The following is a 20755-nucleotide window of genomic DNA, read 5'->3' as shown; positions in this document are numbered from 1 at the left end:
GGGGAAGTCATTCGTCCGCTCATCAAGAGAATCCTTACAGCCTGGGGATTCCTCTCTGGTCATGTGGGCACGGAGTACTTGGTCCCGTCATCAAATCAGTAATATAGTTCAAAAATCGACTTCTATTGACTATAGTCAACGTATTATTTTCTGATTGTAATGAACCGCAGTGCTAAAGTCAAGGGTTAACATGAAAAGATAGCATTAAAAAAATTCTACGCACATGCCGTACTGGATAGAGAGTACACTCCAATTATGACGGATAGAAGCTGGACTCATCAAACGAATTCCAACTCCAATCCCTACATAACTCTATTGTTTCAGCATCCACTTCAGCAGATCAGGCATGCTCGCCCATAGACGGGAGTGCATAATGACATATTCAATCGCTTCATTGGAATCGCCCATTCCGACAAAATCAGGGAGGTTATGCGGCAGGCGTTTCAAACCCAGCAGATAATCCGGCACATGTTTGTTCATCCCCCGAGCCACACGGTACGGCTTTTTGAGCTGGGAGGTGATTCCATTTTTCTTATACTCCAGAATGATCTGGTCATAGGCAAAGGCCGTTGAGGCGCCACCTTTTCCATACCTTGCCATCAATTGTTCTGCCTGCTTCAATTGGTTGCTGTACAAATACACAGCAGCGAGCAGATAACGTGCTCCGGTATTGTCTTCCGTATTAAGTTCCAGCAACCGCTCCAGGGTTTGTGCCGCTTCTTGGGTATCCCCACCAAACCAGCAAGATTCCGCGTAGCTTTTGCATACCCGGATATATGGACGAGTCTCTTGAAGCCCCCAGAAGTGCCCTTTGTTCTTCTCAAAAAACAGCTCACCCAGTTCGCGTTCTCCAGCAGCAATTCCGGCCTTGAGGTAAGCCCGTGCATCTGACTCGTTGTCCGATTCCTCAGCCAGTATAAGATATGCATCCGAGCTGTCAGGATATAATTCCAGCACCGTTTTCGCCAGTTGTATTCTGCGTTTGGCAGAACTGGATCCCCTCGCCTTATGTAGCAGAGCCTCCGCTTTGTCCTTTGGTGTACCTGGACCGTTCAGCACCATCAGCTCGTCCGTTTCGCCGCCCATTCCGTATTCTTCAATGTAACTGAACATCTCATTGACCTTCCGGGAGATCGTACCTGTCGTTACCTCATATTTAGTGGCCATATCAGGTTTTGAGACATTGAAGCCGTATTCCTCAGACAGCAAATATTCAATTGCAGCACAGAAGGAGCCTGTCTTCTTCACAGTGGGGCGCGTCTGGCGGGAATAACCGTTCCATAACATCAGAGCTTCCAAAATCAGCTCACCCTCGTATTGTTTCCGCATGTTCTCAATCAGCTCCAGGGCCAGCTGTTCGTGAGAAGGATGTTCCCATTTCAGCTCTTGCGCTACCATCCTTTTCAGTTTGGTTGGAGTCAGCTTGCTCTCAGGCTGAACTGTAGCTTCTTGGACAGGCTGCTCCGTTGATATCAGGCGCAGTATAGATTCTGCGGGTGAGGATTCCTTATTCAAACAGCACTTCTTATATTTTTTCCCACTTCCGCATGGGCATAACTCATTTCTTCCAACCTTACTCAAAACTAATTCCCCCTTAAATCTGTCACTAGCCAGTTGTATGAGAACACAGTTGCATTAACATTTAGGTGCCGTTTCTCGTACGAGGCATTCTATATGATTTGCAGTTTCCAGCGAGCAAGCAGAACGGCTACCCCGCCCTTGTATAAGGACGGGGGGCGTTTCTGCGAGTATTAGAAGGATTAGAGACAACCCGAAACTCCTTTTATACTGTTCATGTGCAATAAGGCGGTTCTCTCTGGCGATGTGTTCCTCATACACACTGTCGTTGAATTGCATTCGCCTGAGCCCAAATGCTAAATGCTTGCTTGATGCTTGATATACCATCCGATGAAGCTAAACTATGAAACAACTGGCTTTAATATATTCGAATCCATTCCTCTATTCTAGCAAAAATTATATAAAGGGGTAAGCTTTACACAAAACATATACATTTTCATTCCAAAAAAATAGCCTGCACACGGTGTGCAGGCTCAAAAGATATATAAAAAAAGGGGGTCATGTGTGTTATTATAAGCCCACTATGTTAAAGGCTTATGTAACTAATATTACAGTAATATTACAAAAATGATAGCGCTTTATTTTTTAAAAATATATAGACATAATTAAAAGCCCTTGCACATTACTCGACTTTGTAGTCAAGCAGTGCAAGGGCAAAAGGGATCTACACGTTAATTCAGTTCTTCCACATAGGCATGGTTGGAACGAAGCTTATGAACAATCTCGTCATAATCCTCATCCCTTACTTTGGCAGACAGAACATAGTGCAGATCATCATAATCGGCCGAAGACACGTCCGCAGCATCCAGCATGTCTCCATCCTCATTCACTCTGTCACGAGAGTCCCGTTCTGCATCACGATCCACATTGGATATCACAGGGATCACATTTTCGCTGGCCGGAACACCGGGAGCGGCACCAACACCCATTGCTCCGTTAGTGCCTACACCACCCGCAGTATTATATGGTACCAATGGTACCATAACACGCGTGTCTCTACCTATCGCACTATCGAGTTGACCTACTTCCAAATGCTCTGTACGGAACGTCTGAAGTGAAGTTCTTGCTCCCTCCGCCTCGTCTTCGGTTCGAAAATACGCCTGAATATGTTTTGTCATGTCAAACCCTCCTTTTTCGGAATGAAATGCAAACGTGAAGTTTGTATAAGTCACGATGTAACGTAGTTACAATACTTCAATGTATGTCAGTTAAAACTGGTAAAGTTAAATCACTTTTAGCAGTTCACGCACAAATGCTGGCTCATCTTCAGGCGTTCGGGATGTAATATAGTTTCCATCCACAACAGCCTCATGATCCTTGAACTCTGCTCCTGCGTTTACCATGTCATCCTTGAGTGGTGGATAGGATGTAATGGTACGGCCTTTCAACAGACCGGCGCTAGCCAAAATCTGCGGACCATGGCAGATCGCTGCGATTGGTTTCTTCGCACTGTTGATCTCGGTGACAAACTTCAAGATGTGCGCATCACTTCGCAAATTCTCAGGGGATGATCCACCAGGAATCACGACTGCATCATACTCTGAAGCGGATGCGTCAGCGATCGCCTTATCTGTCGTATAGGAGGCTTTTCCTCCTTTACCTTTAAGGGTCTCACCGGCTTTTAAACCGATAATCTCCACTTCGTGTCCAGCTTTTTTTACTTCGTCATACGGCACCTGCATCTCCGAATCTTCAAAGTCATTCGCCAATAAAAAAGCAACTTTACTCATAATGTATGTTCTCCTTTCCGTGTTCGAACTTTCTTTATGAATCGGGCCTTGCAGTACATTGGCACTTCGTTGTGCCTCGTTTTGTTATTACCCTCACCAGAGCAATTTATAACAATCCGACGTAATTTCATTTTGTAGGAAAATCGACTAACGAGTATTTTATAAAAATCAACTCATGACAAAAAGACCTAATTCGGTGAGGAATCAGGTCTTTTTCAGAAGCTGTATAATCCAAATTTCAGATGTTTATACATGTGTGGAAAATTAAGATCGCGGAAGATGACTCTGTTTCCCTTTGTCGGAATCCTCAAGTGCCCAGATCGTTGCAACACACTCAGCCGCCGCACGGGCAAGATGCAATGATTCATACAGGTTGCCAGGGAGTAACAAAGGTTCTGTACGGATACGTGTTTCTTTCGCAGATTGGCGCATAATTGGCTGGATACTCCTTTGATCATGAAATAGTCATCAACGAATTATCCTTCATTATGGCCTGAATCCTAAGAAATTATGCGCGTGGTTCCTGACGAACCGGACTTTCGAGCATCAAAGTCACGGGTCCCCAGTTGGTAAATGTTACATCCATCATCGCTCCGAAACGGCCGGATTCAACCTGAATCCCTTTATCCCGCAAGAGTTGATTAAATGTCTCATACAAACGTTCTGCCGCTTCAGGTCGGGCCGCAGCTGCAAAGCTAGGACGCTTCCCTTTGCGACAATCCCCGTACAGGGTGAACTGGGAAACGGATAGTACAGCACCGCCTACATCAATTAGGCTGAGGTTCATCTTCTCCTGATCATCCTCAAATATCCGTAACCCGCTAATTTTGTCAGCCAGATACTGAGCATCCTTCTCCGTGTCCTCATGGGTAATACCTACGAGCAACATTAATCCGGATTCGATCTTACCCGTCAGTTCGTCTCCCACAGTCACCTGAGCCTCTTTACAGCGTTGAACAAGCACCCTCATCTTACAGGCTCCTTACTGCATAATCCGATGCACCGAATAGACATCTTTCACCCGTTTGATCCGATCTACAACGGATTGCAGATGATCCGTATTACGAATCAGAATGGTGACGTGCACCAATGCTAATTTATTTTTATCTGTCCGTCCGGTAACGGCAGAAATATTGGTTTTACTTTCAGATACAGCCTGAAGTACCTCGTTAAGCAAGCCATTCCGATCATGGCCTGTAATCTCAATATCCACACTGTAACTCGCTTCGATATTCTCTTCCCACTCAACCTCAATCACACGTGCTGCTTCTTCTCCGTCTGCACTTGTCGGAATATTCGGACAGTCACTACGGTGCACGGAAACACCGCGTCCGCGTGTAACGTATCCGATAATGTCATCCCCAGGCACAGGATTACAGCATCGTGCAAATCGAACAAGCAGATTATCGATGCCCTTGACACGAATGCCATTGGTTGGTCGATTTCTCCGTTCAGGTGCAGGTTTCAGCTCGCGCATCTCGGAATTCAATTCCAGCAAACTGGACTCTTCCTGCTCTTTACGGAGTTTTTCAGTTGCTTTCGTTACGATCTGTGCAGCAGTAATTCCACCGAAGCCAACAGCTGCAAGCATGTCCTCAATATCATTAAACGCATATTTTTTGGCAGCTTCCATCAACTTGTCATCCGTCATCCATGCAGAAGGATCAAGCCCCATGCGTTTCAGTTCACGCTCACAGCTCTCTCGACCTTTTTCAACGTTTTCTTCACGGCGTTCCTTCTTGAACCATTGTTTGATCTTCGCTCGTGCATGAGAAGATTTCGCAATTTTCAGCCAGTCCTGACTAGGTCCGTAAGAATGTTTGGACGTCAAAATTTCGATGATATCACCTGTCTTCAGATGATAGTCCAGCGGAACAATTCGACCGTTCACTTTGGCACCGATGGTCCGATTACCAACCTCCGTATGGATTCGATAAGCAAAATCCAAAGGAACAGACCCGATTGGCAATTCAATGACTTCTCCTTTTGGCGTAAATACAAATACCAGATCCGAGAAGAAATCCATTTTGAGCGATTCTACGAATTCTGACGCGTCCTGAGCTTCATTTTGAAGTTCAAGAATTTCGCGGAAGAACGTAATTTTATCTTCGAATTGCGGACCTGCCGCTGCGCCTTCCTTATATGCCCAATGAGCAGCGATACCAAATTCAGCAGTCCGGTGCATATCCCATGTCCGAATCTGTACCTCGGTTGGTTCGCCATTGGGACCGACTACGGTTGTATGCAGCGATTGATACATATTCGCCTTCGGCATTGCAATGTAGTCTTTAAAGCGTCCAGGCATCGGTTTCCATAACGTGTGTATAATTCCCAAGGTAGCATAACAATCCTTGATATTATCCACAATAATACGAATGGCAAGCAGATCATAAATTTCATTAAACTGCTTGTTTTTGGTCGTCATTTTCTTAAACACACTGTAGATATGCTTCGGACGGCCAGAAAGGTCTGCCTGAATGCCCATCTCATCGAGCTTGTTCGTAATTCCGTCCATAACCGTATCAATATATTGCTCACGTTCGGCACGCTTTTTGTGCATCAGGTTTGCAATACGGTAATATTGCTGCGGATTCAAATAACGGAGGGCGATGTCCTCCATTTCCCATTTGATCGCAGAGATACCCAGACGGTTCGCAATCGGACAGAAAATTTCCAGCGTCTCATATGAAATCCGGCGCTGGCTTTCTTCCGATTGAAACTTGAGTGTCCGCATATTATGCAGACGGTCAGCCAATTTAATCACGATGACACGGATGTCCTGCGCCATGGCGATGAACATTTTGCGGTAGTTCTCGTTCTGCTGTTCTTCCTTGGAGCGGAACTTAATACGTTCCAGCTTCGTCAAGCCGTCAACAAGCATGGCACACGTATTGCCGAAATGATTGCGGATCTCTTCAAGTGAGACCGTAGTATCCTCTACTACATCATGAAGAAGCGCTGCTATTATGGAGATGGTGTCCATCTGCATGTTCACAACAATGTCGGCAACCGCAAGCGGATGCAGAATATACGGTTCTCCCGATTTTCGCGTCTGTCCATGGTGGGCCTGATCAGCAAATTCGTAAGCTTCTCGTATGCGCACCAGATCGGGTTCTTTGATATATGCCCCGGCCTTCTCGAGTAATTGCTCTATGCCCATTCTGATCTGTTCCGTGTCCTTTCTATACCAAATGGAACCCGTGACATTGCTGCAACACAGGTTCCCCGTAAAAGTAATTTCCTATAATTATGACGCTTCGCCCGTTTCCCGTCAACTGCTGACGAATAAGAGCGCTTATCCATTTTTTATATTGGTGCTCTGTATTACTTTTAACCCGTTTCCCTATGACTCACAAGGGATTGAATGCATTTCTTATTTCTTATGTATTATTGCCGTTATTTGCTGAAATAGAAGGAAAATTCATGAAAATATAAATTCCATCGCTCTGCTGCGTCAAAAATGTTATTGCTTAATTAAGAGAAACTCTGTAATCTATTGAAAGTTTGTGTTTCGGAAAAGGAGATGAAATTCATTGCAACGCGAAATTCAGGTTAATCAAAAGATGCCACTTGGCTCAGGTTCACTGCTTAGCCTTCAGCATTTGTTCGCCATGTTTGGCAGTACGGTGCTTGTACCAAACCTGTTCGGTGTCGATCCAAGTATGATCCTGCTGATGAACGGAATTGGAACACTGTTGTACATACTGATGTGTAAAGGAAAGATACCCGCATATCTTGGTTCCAGTTTTGCCTTTATCGCACCGGTCACAATGGTATTAAAACAACATCCAGAGAACGGCTACTCCATGGCACTTGGAGCTTTTATCATAACAGGACTTGTTTTCTGTCTCGTGGCCCTCATTATTAAATTTGCGGGTACCGGATGGATCAATGTTGTATTCCCACCAGCGGTTATGGGTGCCATCGTTGCCCTGATCGGTCTTGAGCTTGTACCTGTTGCAGCTGGTATGGCTGGATTGATTAATTCTGATCCCGTGGCTAACCCCAATTGGGTGCCTCAAGCCAAACCCATTATTTTATCCTTGGCTACGCTTGGCATCACGGTCATTGGTGCCGTAACATTCCGTGGATTCCCCAAAATCATTCATATTCTAATCGGTATTGTAGTTGGTTATATTCTTGGTTACTCTATGGGTCTGGTTGATAAACAAGCTATCGGAAACGCAGATTTCATCTCACTGCCAACCGTAACCACACCTACATTTGACTGGTCCGTTATTTTCACCATTTTACCTGTAGCGCTTGTCGTTATCGTAGAGCATATCGGACATTTGCTTGTAACAAGCAGCATTGTGGGCAAGGATCTTTCGAAAGACCCGGGCCTTCATCGTTCCCTGCTTGGTAACGGGGTCTCCACCATTCTTTCCGGGTTTGTAGGATCTACTCCCAATACAACCTATGGTGAGAACATCGGTGTTATGGCACTGACTCGTGTCTACTCCACATATGTCATTGGTGGGGCAGCGGTTATTGCCATCGTGCTCTCCTTCTCAGGAACATTCTCGGCGCTTGTAGCCAACATTCCTGTACCTGTAATGGGTGGAGTATCCCTGCTTCTCTTCGGGGTTATTGCAGCATCGGGTCTGCGTATTTTGGTTGAACAGAAAGTCGACTTTGCCAAGCCAACCAATCTGCTTCTTACCACACTTGTACTGGTCATTGGACTGAGTGGTACTGAGGTTGTCTTCTACGGCGTTCATCTGAAAGGGATGGCACTGGCAACCATCGTCGGAATCCTGATGAGCTTGTTGTTCAAACTGTTTGAAGTAATGGGTTGGTTGAATGACGATTCGCAGAAACAGCCTATCACTGAAAAAACGCCTGATTAATTTCACCGTATCGTATATAAATCAAAAAAGCCTGTTCTATCCAACCTCAATGGTTGGATAGAACAGGCTTTTTTATAATCATTAATGCTGTATATTATTTCCCGGGAAAAGGGAAAAGCAATTCAGGTTTTAATCACAACACTCCAAGTGGAGATTTAAACTTAGTAGTTCATCAATGTGAATACATCGATTTTTTCAGGCAATTTAGCACGACCATTCAAATCAGTCAGCTCGATCAGGAATGCAGCACCGACAACGTTCCCACCCAATTGTTCAATCAAGTTGATGGAAGTTGCAATTGTTCCCCCCGTTGCGAGCAGATCATCTGCGATCAGGACATTTTGACCTTTCTCAATCGCATCTGTGTGCATAGCGAGTGTATCCTTGCCATACTCGAGATCATAACCGACTTCAATCGTCTCTCCAGGCAGTTTTCCACTTTTGCGAATCGGAGCAAAACCGACACCAAGAGCGTACGCCAGAGGGGCGCCCACAACGAAACCACGTGCTTCAGGTCCAGCAATGACGTCAATTTTGAGATCAGAAACCATCACTTTCAATTCATTGATCGCATTGCGGTACATTTCTCCATCTTTCAACAATGTCGTAATGTCCTTAAAGCTGATTCCCGGTTGTGGAAAGTCAGGAATGACACGAATATAATCTTTAAAATCCAAAATAATCTCCTCCTAAAATAAATACACAAACTTCCATCTAAGATACGCCCTTCATCCGGGATATCATCCATTGTGTCAGTTGCGGTGTGGCTGCATCCAGCATCACCTGTTCTATCTCGGCCATGTTTTCGAGCGCCTGATAGTGACGAGAAGCGGTTAGTTCACGCTTAGGCGGGTTATCCACAAACGCAATTTTGCCGTTATCACGGGTAATGAAGGAAAGCTCTTCGAATACATCCAACATCATCGTAATCATGCGCGGCGAACAACCACACTGACGACTGAGCACAGGAGTAATCTCTTGTTCCTCCACGGGTTCAGCTTTCCATTTCAACACCTGCATATAAATACGCTTAAAGAGATCTCTGGAAGGCATCTGAAGGCGATCTCGGCGGTTGCCTGATCCGTGCAGAAGGATGATATTCTCAGCTCCACTGAACAAAGCCAGCATGGCATCAAGTTGTTCCGGGGTTTCCGGCGTATCAAACACAAATAACGTCCGGACTTCTTCCTGTCCATAATGCTGTGCAGCAGCATTACACGGAAATAACCCGACCTTTCTATCATATACCCAAAGGCAAGGTTCATACAATGAATTTCCCTCGGAAACGTCTGTTTCTTTCCGAACAATAGCACCAACAGAACCTGATTTGTATCGCAGATGCACCTCAAGTGAGCTCAAAAATTGCTTCATCGCATTCAATGGCTCGGCATTACCACGCATATCAAACACTTGAACCTGAGGAACATGAATGTCCTGAAGCATCAGTTGCGGTTTTCTCATCCCATTCCATTCATTAATGGACAGTTCTCCCATTACATCAATAACGGAACCTGGGAGAAGGAACTCCGCTAATGCCCCCTTGCCAAAAGCGACAGTTTCCAGTTGCTGACCATCCTGTTCCAGAACCAGTTTCAAATGGCGTTTCTCTCGTCCCATCGTTCTGGTTTCCTTCACAGTCACGCTTCTCAGTACGAATCTTGGCGAAGGATTGCTCATCCCGAAAGGCTGCAATCTGTCGATCTCCTGGATCACTTTCAGCGGAACATCACTGATTCTGCATTCATCATCTGCAAGACGCTGAGGTACAAAGTCCTCTTCAGTCAATACAGATGCAGCAAACTCATTCAAGCCATCCTCAAGTTCTTTCAGCTGATCCCGATGCAAGGTCATACCTGCTGCAGCAGGATGGCCCCCGTAATGGTCCAGACTGTGTTTATTAACTGTGAGCGCCTCATAGATATCCAAGCCCTCAATGGAGCGCGCAGAGCCCTTACACACACCGCTCTCTGGATCAATTCCAAGAATAAGAGTAGGTCGGTAATAACGCTCCAACAACTTGGAAGCCACAATACCCACCACTCCAACATTCCAGCCTTCACCAGCCAATACGATAACATCCGGAACAGCTCCTGAACGTAGCTGTATCTTTTGTTCCAGCTGCGCAGTTGCTTCTTGTAGTATGCCCTCTACGACTTGCTGCCGCTCTCTGTTCAGTAGATCAAGTTGACCCGCGAGCGTATGAGCTTCATCCAGGTTCTCCGTGGTGAGAAGTGATACCGCTCTCCCGGCATGATCCAAACGTCCACTGGCATTAATACGAGGCGCCATGGCAAAGGCAATATTAATTGAAGTCACCTGACTTTGATCCACTCCACTGATTTCCAGTAATGCCCCCACACCTGGAAGACGTGAACCACGCATCGACTCTATTCCATAACTGACGATAACCCGGTTCTCCCCTTCCAAAGGCATCAGATCGGCCACGGTACCGATGGCAGCAATCTCCATCCATTCACCGGGCACTTCCCCGATCAGTGCCTGAGCAAGTTTCAGGGCTACTCCCGCTCCGGCCAAACCTTTAAAGGGATACGGACATCCCGGGAGTTTGGGATTAATAAGGGTAAAGGCTTCTGGCAAAATTTCAGGCGGCTCGTGATGGTCTGTCACAATGACTTCGATACCCAGTGTTGCCGCATAGGCAATCTGTTCAACAGCGCTGATTCCGGTATCCACGGTAATAATCAACGAAACACCTTGTTGATGGGCCCAATCCAATGCATGGTTGTGCAATCCATATCCTTCATTTGAGCGATGAGGGATATAGATATCGTACGAGGCACCAAGATGACGCATCAAATGGATCATGAGCGATGTGCTGGATACGCCATCGGCGTCATAATCACCATAGATCAAAATATGTTCTTCGCGCTCCAAAGCCAATTTGATGCGAGGCACAGCTTCATTCATGCCGAGTAGCAGATAGGGATCATGCATTTGATTCAGATCAGGATGCAGAAAACGTTCGGCCTCCTTCTCATTGTGCACGCCTCGACTCACAAGCAAACGTCCAACAAGTGGGGAAACGGAAAGCGCCTGCGAGAGTCCCGCAGCCGCCTCCAAATCGATATTCGGTGTATTCCACCGGTATTGCGAATAAAGCAAAGATAACGCTCCTTTCCTGATCTACTGGACCCGCGCTTCACTACTGAATTAATGTCGCTTCGTGATCGGGCAGTTCATGATTGGATTTATAGGGATAGCCTGGATCATAAGGCACCGCTTGAATCTGTACCTCTTTCACATGACTGAACCGGGTAAGCAATAGTGTCTTGGCCCGATTTGCAATTTCCTGTGCTTCCAGTATGGAGATTCTCGGATTCACACTAACGACTAACTCAATCGTAACGTCATGTTCCTGTTCCCGAGCAACCAAGTGCTCAATGGTAATAATGCCGTATACGCGCTGTACAGTCTCTTTGAAATCGGACGCATCCTCCTGCTCCAGTTCCTGAACAAGTGAACCATATACTGTGTCCACGATCATTCGGTAACCCTTATGAAGTACAAAACAAGAAGCAATCAAGGCAGCTGTAGGGTCCAGGTAGAGCAGCATGCTCAAACCCGTTTCTTCACCAGCCATCGATCCTATAATGCCGATCAACACGGTGAGAGAACAATAGAGCGCACGACGATGTTGCTGTGCATAGGATAAAGCCTGAGACTGGTTTCGTTTGCGAAAATATCTGTACTGAAATTGAAAAATCGCTTCTTTTACAGCCAGAGCTGCAACAGCCACCAAAAGTACCGACTTGCCGGGTGCTTCCGGTTCACTTCCGGAGAGACTACCCAATGCGGAGATGGCAAGCTGTAATCCACCCATGAGGATCAGCACAGATAACAATACGGAGATTCCCGGTCTGGCAACACGTGAGTGTTCTTTAAACCGCTCCCTGCGAGCCTTACCCTTATCACGTACAGACTTGGAGGGAAAGAGACCTGCCAGGGCAGAACCAGCTTCAGAAGCAGAATACAAGCCGTCAGCGAGCAATGATTTGCTGTTTGCCATATAACCGACTCCCGCTTTGATTACCGCAAGTCCCATATTACCAGCAATACCACTCCATGTGGCAGCCTGAGCAGATGGGATATGTTCTCTGGTCATGAATATTCCCCCTTATTTCTGTACATAAAGTTGCAAAACCGCGCCTGGCAGACGCGGCTTCACAATAAGATGTTTAGTTAGATTCTTTAGCCACTGTTTTTGGCTTGCTCGTTTGTTGTTTACCTTTAAGCGTAAACCATAATGGAGCTGCAATAAAGATCGAAGAATAGGCACCAAAGAATGTCCCGATCACCATCGCCAGAGAGAACATGCGAATAGACTCTCCACCAAAAATAAACAAACAGAGTGAAGCTATAAATACAGTAAATGTTGTGTTTAGCGAGCGCGTCATCGTTTGAGATAAACTCCGGTTTACCACTTCACGCAGATCAGCTTTTGTTGATTTTTTGGCAAAACGCAGATTTTCCCTAATCCGGTCAAAGATAACGATGGTATCGTTGATAGAGAATCCGACAATGGTTAGCACTGCCGTAATAAAGGTCAGATTCACTTCAAGACGGAATATAGAAAATACACTTATAACTACGAAGGCATCATGGAATATGGAAACAACTGCTGCCAAAGCGAATCGCCATTCGAATCGAATCGCAACATAGATCATGATTCCGATACTGGCAATCAGCACCGCATAGATTGCATTACGCTCAAGCTCTTTGGCCATCTCTGGATCAACGGTATTCACTTCATAAGAAGCAGTCTCATCCAGTTTGCTAAATTCTTGCTTGAATTTGCTTTCTTGGTTTTCATCCAGTACGTTCGAGAAACGAATATTAACCCGATCAGATCCTGTTGTAATCTGGACTTCCTTTGTGTCAACACCCAGTTCATTCACGATTGGATTAATTTGCTCCGCTGTAATGGCTTTGGATACGGTAATATCCACATTTGATCCTGAACGGAAGTCAACGGCGTAGTTTAATCCAAGTGAGAGCAAACTGATAATCCCTATTACAGTCAAAATAATCGAGAATGTATAGGCAATTTTACTCCCTTTAATATAATCGAAATTCCAATTAAAGCGCACGAATTTCACTCTCCTTCACTCCGAAGTACTTAGGCTTCTTCAACACGTTAGCCCGTACGAGCAGGGTCAGCAGGAAGCGGGAGAAGAAAATATTCGTGATAATACTGGTCACAATATCAAAAATCAGCACGAGGGCAAACCCTTTAACCGCACCTGTACCCAAGAAGAACATAACAGCGGCCGCAATAATGGTTGTGACATTGGAGTCGATGATTGTTCGGAAGGAATGTTTACCGCCCGCTTTAACCGAAGACAAGATCGACTTACCACTGCGCATTTCTTCTTTAATCCGTTCGTACGTGATGATATTGGCATCCACTGCCATTCCTATACCCAGGATAAACGCCGCAATACCTGGAAGGGTGAGCACGAATTCTCCTAAATAGAAGATTGCAAGTACCAGCCACGTATGTGTAATCAAGGCAAAACTCGCGATAATGCCAGGAATACGATAAAGCCCGATCATGAACACTAGAATAATAACGGAACCAATCAATCCCGCTTTAATCGTCTGATCCAGAGAAAGCTTACCGAGTGTTGCACCAACACTTTGTGAATACTTCTCTGTAAGTTTCAGTGGCAATGCACCCAGGTTAATGGTGTCACGAAGCTGATTTGCTTCATCACGAGTATAGGCACCCGAGATCTGAGCGGAACCATCTGTCAACTGTTGTCTAACGGTTGGAGCAGAGAGCAACTCATCGTCCAAATAAATAGCGAGAGGTTGTCCGATCAAGCGTTTGGTAATCTCTGAAAATTTGGCTTTGTCTTTCACTTGAATGTCAATCATCGGCTCATTCAATTGAGTGAATACAACTTTGGCTGCATTCTCAACAAATTCATTTCCGCGAAGTTCAATTTTGGTGTACTCGCCTTCCTTGTCATTCTCAGCTTTACTACGGAAGGTCAGAACAGCCGGTTCTTTCATTTTGGCTCTAACTTCAGCCTCATCCGTAACCCCTGCCAACTTCAATCGAATCCGGTTGCTTCCTTCAGTGGTTACCTCCGGTTCGCTTGTTCCGAGCGCATTGGCGCGGCTTTCAAGACTTTTGGCCGTTTGCACCAAAGATGCTTTGGTGACTTGTTGTCCTGCTTCGAGCGGCTCTGCTTCATATAAGATCTCGTAGCCTCCCTTTAAATCAAGGCCCAAGCGTATATTTTTGAGCAGTTCCGGGCTTGTTCCCACCATTACCCCTGTGGTGACAAGCACGACCAGAATGAAACTGATAATTCTTTTCATGCCGTTCCTAGATCCCCTTTCGTTCTCAATATTCCTATTATAGCGATGCCGTAAAAAGCAGTCAATTTTCAACAAAAAAGATCCCTTTCGTCTAGAAAGAGGACCCCCGGTATGCAGACACGGTCATAAAGTTCATAAAGCTTGTTGCTTTCAGTGACAAAATGTCGTTCACCAGCTGGTGAAGCGGTGGAATGCCCTGTTTTTCATATTTATGACTGACGCAATTCCAGACATCTTTGCTGGTGACATATTCGTAACCGACAAGCCTTAATTCCTCCGCCTTGCTTCGGCAGAGCATCTCTATTGACTGTTCCAACTCCACATCATTCATTTCTTCCAACGGGGAGCCTCCCTTCGTACATCCAAGCCTTTATGCGGCATCAATATTACATCATTCGACTTCGCCTGATCATATTCCTTCTTGCTGGTTATGGTTCTTTTTGTTAATCGTGTCCAAGTTGTCATGAGAAGATGAAGGACTGGCATAGGATGAAGAACAACGGCTTTGTCCCGTTTATGATGATAACCTGTACTTTCAACCGGGAAAGAGGGGTAGTCTTGAAGAAACAGACATTTATCCAGGGGGCCATGATCCTGCTCGCGGCAGGCATAATTAATCGAATACTTGGTTTCATCCCGCGTATTGCGCTGCCACGAGTCATCGGTGCAGAAGGTGTTGGCATCTACCAATTGAGCTATCCCTTTTTTATCGTACTGGTGACATTAATTACGGGTGGCATTCCGCTGGCCGTAGCCAAGCTCGTAGCCGAAGCTGACACTGGCGCCAATCGTTATTCCCCCCAGCGAATCCTGCAAGTAAGCTTAAGCTTTACGTTGACCCTGGGTGTGGTATTCATGTTTTTGTGCATCCTATTTGCACCCTGGGTTACCAAGTATGTGCTCACTGATGAGCGGGTGTATCATACGTTCGTCAGTATGAGCCCCATGATTGCCATTATCGCCGTATCAGCCGTCTACAGAGGGTACTTCCAAGGCAAGCAAAACATGATGCCTACTGCCATTTCATCCATTGTTGAAACGATTATTCGAATCGTCTGTGTCATTTGGTTTGCCTGGCTTCTCCTCCCCCACGGTATTGCACAAGCTGCTGCTGGTGCCATGCTCGGAGCCCTTGTTGGAGAATTTGGCGGGATGCTTGTACTCTTGTGGAAGTATAACAGGCAGAAGAAAGAGTTACCGCTCGTTATGCAACAGAACATGTCCAAACTCACAACCAAACCTTCAGCCAAAGCTTTAAACCCAGTTCCTTCAGTTATGAAAGAAACCACTACTCCACAGCCCGGTTTAATCCGGCGATTACTTGCAATCTCGATTCCCGTTACAGCAGGCCGATTGGTTGGTTCTCTATCCTATCTGGCCGAAACTATCGTTACTGCCCAGAGTCTGGCTCTGGCAGGCATATCCAAAGGAATCGCTACAGCACAATATGGTGCACTACAAGGTATGATTATTCCTTTGCTGCTGCTGCCGGGGGCACTGACTTCATCGCTTGCGACATCACTTGTGCCTTCACTGTCAGAAGCTTCTGCGCAGGGAGATCGCGCGCTGATTCACAAAAGAATGCATCAGGCATTACGTTTGGCGCTCGTGACTGGTGCTCCGTTTTCTGTGTTTATGTATGTGCTTGCCGAACCGATGTGTCTTGTTCTGTATAATGATGCATCGATTGGAAGCATGCTGAAGCTAATGGCTCCTTTTGCTTTATTCATTTATATTCAAGCTCCTCTTCAAGCTGCGTTGCAAGCCCTTGATCGTCCAGGTAAAGCACTGCTAAATACATTCATCGGTGCTGTTATCAAAATCACGTTAATTTTGACGCTCGCTTCCCGTCCTGAATATGGGATTTTCGGTGCAGTCATCGCCATCTGTGTGAATTCTACTGTCGTTACCTTGTTACACGCCCAAAGCGTTCGTAGTCTGCTACAGTTCCGCTTCAAAATTATGGATTGGGTCAAAACGGGTGCCGGAATGTTTATTATGGGAGCAGCGACCCTACTCGTGTACGAAGAGACTGCCATGATCTTGCCTTTTTGGCTCCGCATGATTCTCGCTCCTTTTGTCGGGCTTATTGTGTATTTCATCGTCATGGGCTGGACCAAAATGATTGACTTCCATGATCTGTCCCGTGCTCCTTTGATAGGTGCATGGTTCAAGCGTCGGTCAGGCAAATGAATTTCATTTTTTATCATCTTTTGGACTTACATAAATCTTACCATTATGGTCGATGGAGCATATAAATACATCTTTGAAATCCAGAATTCCATTATGTTGAATTTGATTCTTCAGCCAAAATCTTGTTTTCTGGATGATTTCCAGATTCTGATCCTGAACTTTACCGTCCATAATGAGGGGCAGCGGCAGACCTTCGTATTTGATATTTGTCAGTCCGTCAATCTGATTTTTCTCTGCTTTGGATTTACTGGAAGAAGTCCCTCCCGAATCAGAGCCTGAAGAATTGCTGTCGTTGGAAGCATTCTGATCCTTGGGAAAGACGGTCAACTTACCCGTAGTCTCCAAAATGGCATAATCCACCTCACCGATACTGTCAACATTCTGTTCGCGGAGTTGCTGCAATAGATCATCCAGATTATATCGTTGCTTCCGCATCTCATCTCGGTGAAGAACGCCTTTGGAGATCAAAACCGTAGGTTTGCCATCGATCATCAGGCGAAGACGCCGACTTTTAAGACCTATAAAGGCCATTCCGATCTGTACGATGATCAAGGTAAGCATGGGGGCAATCCCATGAGAGAGCGGTTTATCGATATCTTCAATGACAAAAGCAGCCATCTCGGCAAGCATAATGGACACGACAAGATCAAACATGGATAGCTTACCAATCTCACGTTTACCCATAACCCTCATTGCACAATACACCAGAAAGTACATGAGAATGGTTCGAAAGATATGTGATCCAACATCTGGGAAGTTCACAACAGGGCTCCTCCTTCGAAACTGAGTTATTAACAGTAGCTGAGTAGTGCAATCCATATTTTGACCTGAACCTTACAGGCTCATGCAGAAATAATCCGTTCATTTAATGGAAATCAGTTCATAAGTCAGAGGGCTTGACCATACACTGTATTAACTTCAAACTTGTACAAGGGGGTTGCTTCATGCAATTGATCCGCCGCTTGGTTTCGTTTCGAGTGTCCAATCCGATTCTGTCAGGCCTCTGTCAGGCTTTTGTATGGATGTTTATCGGAGCATTAATCCTCTCCTTTTTTCTCTGGGTGAGCGGAATGCGGGAACAGGACCTCTCGTTGTATACTTATGTTGTGCATGGCTTATCGTTATTGGTTGGTGGTTTTGTGGCAGGCAAACGTTCTGGTGAAAAAGGATGGTACTACGGAGGAATTACCGGAATCGTATACGGACTGCTCGTACTGTTAATCGGATTTCTAGCGTTGGATGCTTCATTTAATTGGAAAGATAGTTTGCAACTGCTCAGCGCTTTCTTCATTTCAGCTCTCGGTGGCATGTTCGGCGTTAATACACATCGCTCCTAGCAGACTGGTGAAGAACATCGACTTTCCCTCATAAAACAAAAAAAAGAGAACCGGGTCTCCAGGAGATCCGGTTCTCTGCCAGGGAATACGCCATATAAACGCACCCTCGTTATTCTATGTTACAGCAACTATTCAACAGCCGTATCACGAGTTACAGCACTGCTGATTGCATTACGATCAAACGTCAGTTTAGTTACATCGTTTACACGCAATACAACTACATCATCCGTAATCTCAGCGATTGTACCGTGAAGGCCGCCAATCGTTACAATTTTATCGCCCTTTTTCAATTGGCTCAGCATGGAATTCCGTTGCTTTTGCTTTTTGTTCTGTGGACGAATCATCAAGAAGTAGAAAATTGCAACCATGAGTACCAAAGGTACGATCAAAGATACAATGCCTCCGCCCGCTTGTGTTCCTGCTAGAGTCATTCCCTGAAACATTCAAACTCCCCCTTATCGACTATACGTACAGATATTGCTTGTTACGCAGGTTTCCCTAAAAACTCAATCAGAAACCTTTGTCATTGTCATGAAGACCATATTGATCGAAAAATTCATCCCGGAAATCAAGCAAACGATCTTCCATAATGGCTTTACGTACATTACGCATCAAATTCTGCAAGAAATGAAGATTATGGATCGTTGTCAAACGCAGGCCAAATGTTTCATCTGCTTTGATCAAATGACGCAGATAAGCTCTGGAATAGTTGCGACAAGTGTAGCAATCACATTCAGGATCTAATGGCCCAAAATCAGTTGCAAACTTGGCGTTGCGAACTACCAGACGTCCATGGCTGGTCATTGTTGTTCCGTTACGGGCAATCCGAGTAGGCAGAACACAATCGAACATGTCCACTCCACGAATGGATCCCTCAATCAACGCATCGGGCGAACCTACCCCCATCAAATAACGTGGTTTATTGGTTGGCAACAAAGGTAACGTATAATCCAATACTCCATACATCAAATGTTTCGGTTCTCCAACACTCAGTCCACCAATAGCATACCCCGGGAAATCCATGGAAGTCAAATCTGCGGCGCTCTGACGGCGAAGATCTTCATGCATGCCTCCCTGTACGATGGCAAATAGACCTTGGTCATGCGGACGAGCATGACTTTCGAGACAACGTTCTGCCCAGCGACTCGTTCGTTCGAGTGATTTTTTGACATATTCATATTCCGCTGGATACGGTGGACATTCATCAAATGCCATCATAATATCGGAGCCAAGTGCATTCTGGATTTCCATGGCCACTTCAGGAGAAAGGAACTTCTTATCTCCGTTCAGGTGAGAGCGGAAGTTAACGCCTTCTTCCGTAATTTTGCGCATCTCGCTGAGCGAGAACACTTGGAATCCGCCGCTGTCCGTCAGAATTGGACGATCCCAGTTCATGAACTTGTGCAATCCGCCAGCTTCACGAATGATTTCATGTCCTGGTCTCAGAAACAGGTGATACGTATTACTCAAAATAATCTGAGCATCCATGGCTTTTAACTCTTCAGGGCTCATTGTTTTGACGGTCGCCTGTGTACCTACAGGCATAAAGGTCGGTGTCTCAATCACACCGTGAGGTGTATGCACACGTCCCAGACGTGCGCCGGATTGTTTGCAAGTTTTGATATGTTCATACGTAATTGCTGCCATTGGTTTTAATCATCCTCTAAAAGTTAATCGTTATTCCGTTATATTAATATATCAACATGGCATCGCCGAAGCTGAAGAACCGGTATTGTTCTTGAATGGCTTCCTGATATGCCTGCATAATATGTTCCCTGCCTGCAAGTGCACTAACCAGCATAACCAATGTGGATTTTGGGAGATGAAAATTCGTAAGCATCCCATCGATCACTTTGAAGGAGTAGCCCGGATAGATAAAAATACTTGTCCATCCGCTGCTTGCTTGCAGTACTCCATCTTCAAACTTGCTGCCCACTGTTTCCAGAGTCCGGCAACTGGTTGTTCCAACCGCGAAAACACGGTGTCCATTCTCTTTGGTCTGGTTAATCAGATCTGCCGTTTCTTGTGACAAGGAGTAATACTCCTCATGCATGACATGATCTTCTACGTTGTCTACCGACATTGGTCTAAACGTCCCCAGTCCTACATGAAGCGTAATGAAAGCGACATTAACGCCCTTGGCACGAATCTGATCCAACAATTCATCCGTAAAATGCAATCCCGCTGTGGGTGCAGCCGCTGATCCTTCATGCTTGGCATACACGGTCTGATACCGTTCGCGGTCATCCAAAGTCTCTTTGATATACGGTGGCAACGGCATCTCACCCAGACGGTCCAGAATTTCCTGAAAGATTCCATCATACGTAAACGTAAGTGTACGTGCCCCCATCTCGCCTTCTTCTTCAATGATTGCCTTCAGTTCGTCTCCAAATACGATCACCGAACCGGCTTTCAGCTTTTTACCCGGCTTAACCAGTGCTTCCCACTTGTCGCCCTCCACATTTTTAAGCAATAAGACTTCCGCTTTTGCTCCGGTGTCTTCCTTTGTACCGAACAGACGGGCTGGAAGAACACGCGTATCATTCAGAATCAATGTATCCCCAGAATCCAGAAAATCGATAATATCAGGAAACGTTTGATGATTAATCTCACCACTATCTTTGTTCAAGGTAAGCAAACGGGAAGCCGTGCGATCAAGCAACGGCGTCTGTGCTATCAATTGCTCTGGTAATTCAAAATCATATAAGTTCACATTCAT

19 protein-coding genes are annotated in these 20755 nt (G+C 45.6%); 3 read left to right on the top strand and 16 right to left on the bottom strand.

The window, feature by feature from the left end; all coding sequences use genetic code 11:
- Window positions 1–312: 312 nt before the first annotated feature.
- The 6 genes from MKY73_RS05340 to MKY73_RS05315 all read right to left on the bottom strand — a co-directional run bounded on the left by MKY73_RS05340 (window position 313) and on the right by MKY73_RS05315 (window position 6468).
- Complete coding sequence (locus MKY73_RS05340; protein ID WP_339306039.1) at window positions 313–1581, bottom strand: SEC-C metal-binding domain-containing protein; 1269 nt, start codon at window positions 1579–1581, stop codon at window positions 313–315.
- 668 nt (window positions 1582–2249) lie between these two features.
- On the bottom strand, window positions 2250–2696 hold the full coding sequence (locus MKY73_RS05335; protein WP_339306037.1) for a hypothetical protein: 447 nt from the start codon (window positions 2694–2696) through the stop codon (window positions 2250–2252).
- 105 nt (window positions 2697–2801) lie between these two features.
- A complete protein-coding gene (locus MKY73_RS05330) occupies window positions 2802–3308 on the bottom strand; it encodes a type 1 glutamine amidotransferase domain-containing protein (RefSeq protein WP_091020462.1) in 507 nt (168 codons plus the stop codon).
- 264 nt (window positions 3309–3572) lie between these two features.
- Window positions 3573–3740, bottom strand: a complete 168-nt coding sequence (locus MKY73_RS05325) for a hypothetical protein (protein WP_253440218.1) — start codon at window positions 3738–3740, stop codon at window positions 3573–3575.
- Between the two features lie 76 nt (window positions 3741–3816).
- Entirely contained in the window at window positions 3817–4278 is a 462-nt protein-coding gene (dtd, locus tag MKY73_RS05320) for a D-aminoacyl-tRNA deacylase (RefSeq protein WP_339306035.1), read from the bottom strand.
- A gap of 12 nt (window positions 4279–4290) precedes the next feature.
- Entirely contained in the window at window positions 4291–6468 is a 2178-nt protein-coding gene (locus MKY73_RS05315) for a bifunctional (p)ppGpp synthetase/guanosine-3',5'-bis(diphosphate) 3'-pyrophosphohydrolase (RefSeq protein WP_339237014.1), read from the bottom strand.
- A gap of 373 nt (window positions 6469–6841) precedes the next feature.
- Between MKY73_RS05315 and uraA the strand changes: the two genes are divergently transcribed.
- Window positions 6842–8158, top strand: a complete 1317-nt coding sequence (gene uraA / locus MKY73_RS05310; protein ID WP_339257005.1) for a uracil permease — start codon at window positions 6842–6844, stop codon at window positions 8156–8158.
- A 161-nt stretch (window positions 8159–8319) separates the two neighbouring features.
- Here uraA and MKY73_RS05305 read toward each other — a convergent pair whose 3' ends face one another.
- The 6 genes from MKY73_RS05305 to MKY73_RS05280 form a co-directional block, all read right to left on the bottom strand.
- Window positions 8320–8835 carry an adenine phosphoribosyltransferase gene (locus MKY73_RS05305; protein ID WP_124115601.1) on the bottom strand — a complete coding sequence of 172 codons (516 nt, stop codon included), beginning with the start codon at window positions 8833–8835 and terminating at the stop codon, window positions 8320–8322.
- A 37-nt stretch (window positions 8836–8872) separates the two neighbouring features.
- Window positions 8873–11281, bottom strand: a complete 2409-nt coding sequence (gene recJ, locus MKY73_RS05300) for a single-stranded-DNA-specific exonuclease RecJ (protein WP_339306034.1) — start codon at window positions 11279–11281, stop codon at window positions 8873–8875.
- A gap of 40 nt (window positions 11282–11321) precedes the next feature.
- Entirely contained in the window at window positions 11322–12281 is a 960-nt protein-coding gene (locus MKY73_RS05295) for a cation diffusion facilitator family transporter (RefSeq protein ID WP_339306033.1), read from the bottom strand.
- A 73-nt stretch (window positions 12282–12354) separates the two neighbouring features.
- Window positions 12355–13266, bottom strand: coding sequence for a protein translocase subunit SecF (secF, locus tag MKY73_RS05290; RefSeq protein WP_339306031.1), 912 nt, complete (start codon window positions 13264–13266; stop codon window positions 12355–12357).
- Window positions 13256–14506 (bottom strand): protein translocase subunit SecD, encoded by a 1251-nt coding sequence (gene secD, locus MKY73_RS05285; protein ID WP_091020478.1) that lies wholly within the window; start codon window positions 14504–14506, stop codon window positions 13256–13258. Before secD ends, secF begins: the two co-directional genes overlap by 11 nt.
- A 91-nt stretch (window positions 14507–14597) precedes the next feature.
- A complete protein-coding gene (locus tag MKY73_RS05280; RefSeq protein WP_036617497.1) occupies window positions 14598–14837 on the bottom strand; it encodes a post-transcriptional regulator in 240 nt (79 codons plus the stop codon).
- A 227-nt stretch (window positions 14838–15064) separates the two neighbouring features.
- Between MKY73_RS05280 and spoVB the strand changes: the two genes are divergently transcribed.
- The gene (gene spoVB / locus MKY73_RS05275; protein ID WP_339306028.1) at window positions 15065–16699 is read left to right on the top strand and encodes a stage V sporulation protein B; all 1635 of its coding nucleotides are present in this window, start codon (window positions 15065–15067) and stop codon (window positions 16697–16699) included.
- 3 nt (window positions 16700–16702) lie between these two features.
- Here the strand turns inward: spoVB and MKY73_RS05270 are convergent, their stop codons facing one another.
- Entirely contained in the window at window positions 16703–17461 is a 759-nt protein-coding gene (locus MKY73_RS05270) for a DUF421 domain-containing protein (RefSeq protein WP_339237033.1), read from the bottom strand.
- 182 nt (window positions 17462–17643) lie between these two features.
- Between MKY73_RS05270 and MKY73_RS05265 the strand changes: the two genes are divergently transcribed.
- Window positions 17644–18036 (top strand): TIGR04086 family membrane protein, encoded by a 393-nt coding sequence (locus MKY73_RS05265; protein WP_339237035.1) that lies wholly within the window; start codon window positions 17644–17646, stop codon window positions 18034–18036.
- Window positions 18037–18164: 128 nt separating this feature from the next.
- On the opposite strand, the gene yajC is transcribed toward MKY73_RS05265, so the two are convergent.
- The 3 genes from yajC to queA form a co-directional block, all read right to left on the bottom strand.
- On the bottom strand, window positions 18165–18479 hold the full coding sequence (gene yajC / locus MKY73_RS05260) for a preprotein translocase subunit YajC (RefSeq protein ID WP_339237038.1): 315 nt from the start codon (window positions 18477–18479) through the stop codon (window positions 18165–18167).
- A gap of 67 nt (window positions 18480–18546) precedes the next feature.
- Window positions 18547–19683, bottom strand: a complete 1137-nt coding sequence (gene tgt / locus MKY73_RS05255) for a tRNA guanosine(34) transglycosylase Tgt (RefSeq protein WP_339306027.1) — start codon at window positions 19681–19683, stop codon at window positions 18547–18549.
- Between the two features lie 43 nt (window positions 19684–19726).
- On the bottom strand, window positions 19727–20755 hold the full coding sequence (gene queA / locus MKY73_RS05250; RefSeq protein WP_339237042.1) for a tRNA preQ1(34) S-adenosylmethionine ribosyltransferase-isomerase QueA: 1029 nt from the start codon (window positions 20753–20755) through the stop codon (window positions 19727–19729).

This window comes from Paenibacillus sp. FSL R5-0519, assembly GCF_037974275.1.
GTDB lineage: Bacteria > Bacillota > Bacilli > Paenibacillales > Paenibacillaceae > Paenibacillus.
The sequence above is the reverse complement of the archived record's forward strand: the minus strand, read 5'-3'. Positions and strand labels throughout refer to the sequence as shown.

Excerpts from the sequence above, each read along its gene's own strand:
- MKY73_RS05265 (WP_339237035.1), top strand. The coding sequence starts at position 17,644 with ATGCAATTGATCCGCCGCTTGGTTTCGTTTCGAGTGTCCAATCCGATT.
- MKY73_RS05280 (WP_036617497.1), bottom strand. The coding sequence starts at position 14,837 with ATGAATGATGTGGAGTTGGAACAGTCAATAGAGATGCTCTGCCGAAGC.
- MKY73_RS05335 (WP_339306037.1), bottom strand. The coding sequence starts at position 2,696 with ATGACAAAACATATTCAGGCGTATTTTCGAACCGAAGACGAGGCGGAG.
- MKY73_RS05315 (WP_339237014.1), bottom strand. The coding sequence starts at position 6,468 with ATGGGCATAGAGCAATTACTCGAGAAGGCCGGGGCATATATCAAAGAA.
- MKY73_RS05295 (WP_339306033.1), bottom strand. The coding sequence starts at position 12,281 with ATGACCAGAGAACATATCCCATCTGCTCAGGCTGCCACATGGAGTGGT.
- MKY73_RS05330 (WP_091020462.1), bottom strand. The coding sequence starts at position 3,308 with ATGAGTAAAGTTGCTTTTTTATTGGCGAATGACTTTGAAGATTCGGAG.
- secD (WP_091020478.1), bottom strand. The coding sequence starts at position 14,506 with ATGAAAAGAATTATCAGTTTCATTCTGGTCGTGCTTGTCACCACAGGG.
- queA (WP_339237042.1), bottom strand. The coding sequence starts at position 20,755 with ATGAATGTGAACTTATATGATTTTGAATTACCAGAGCAATTGATAGCA.
- tgt (WP_339306027.1), bottom strand. The coding sequence starts at position 19,683 with ATGGCAGCAATTACGTATGAACATATCAAAACTTGCAAACAATCCGGC.
- dtd (WP_339306035.1), bottom strand. The coding sequence starts at position 4,278 with ATGAGGGTGCTTGTTCAACGCTGTAAAGAGGCTCAGGTGACTGTGGGA.
- yajC (WP_339237038.1), bottom strand. The coding sequence starts at position 18,479 with ATGTTTCAGGGAATGACTCTAGCAGGAACACAAGCGGGCGGAGGCATT.
- MKY73_RS05325 (WP_253440218.1), bottom strand. The coding sequence starts at position 3,740 with ATGCGCCAATCTGCGAAAGAAACACGTATCCGTACAGAACCTTTGTTA.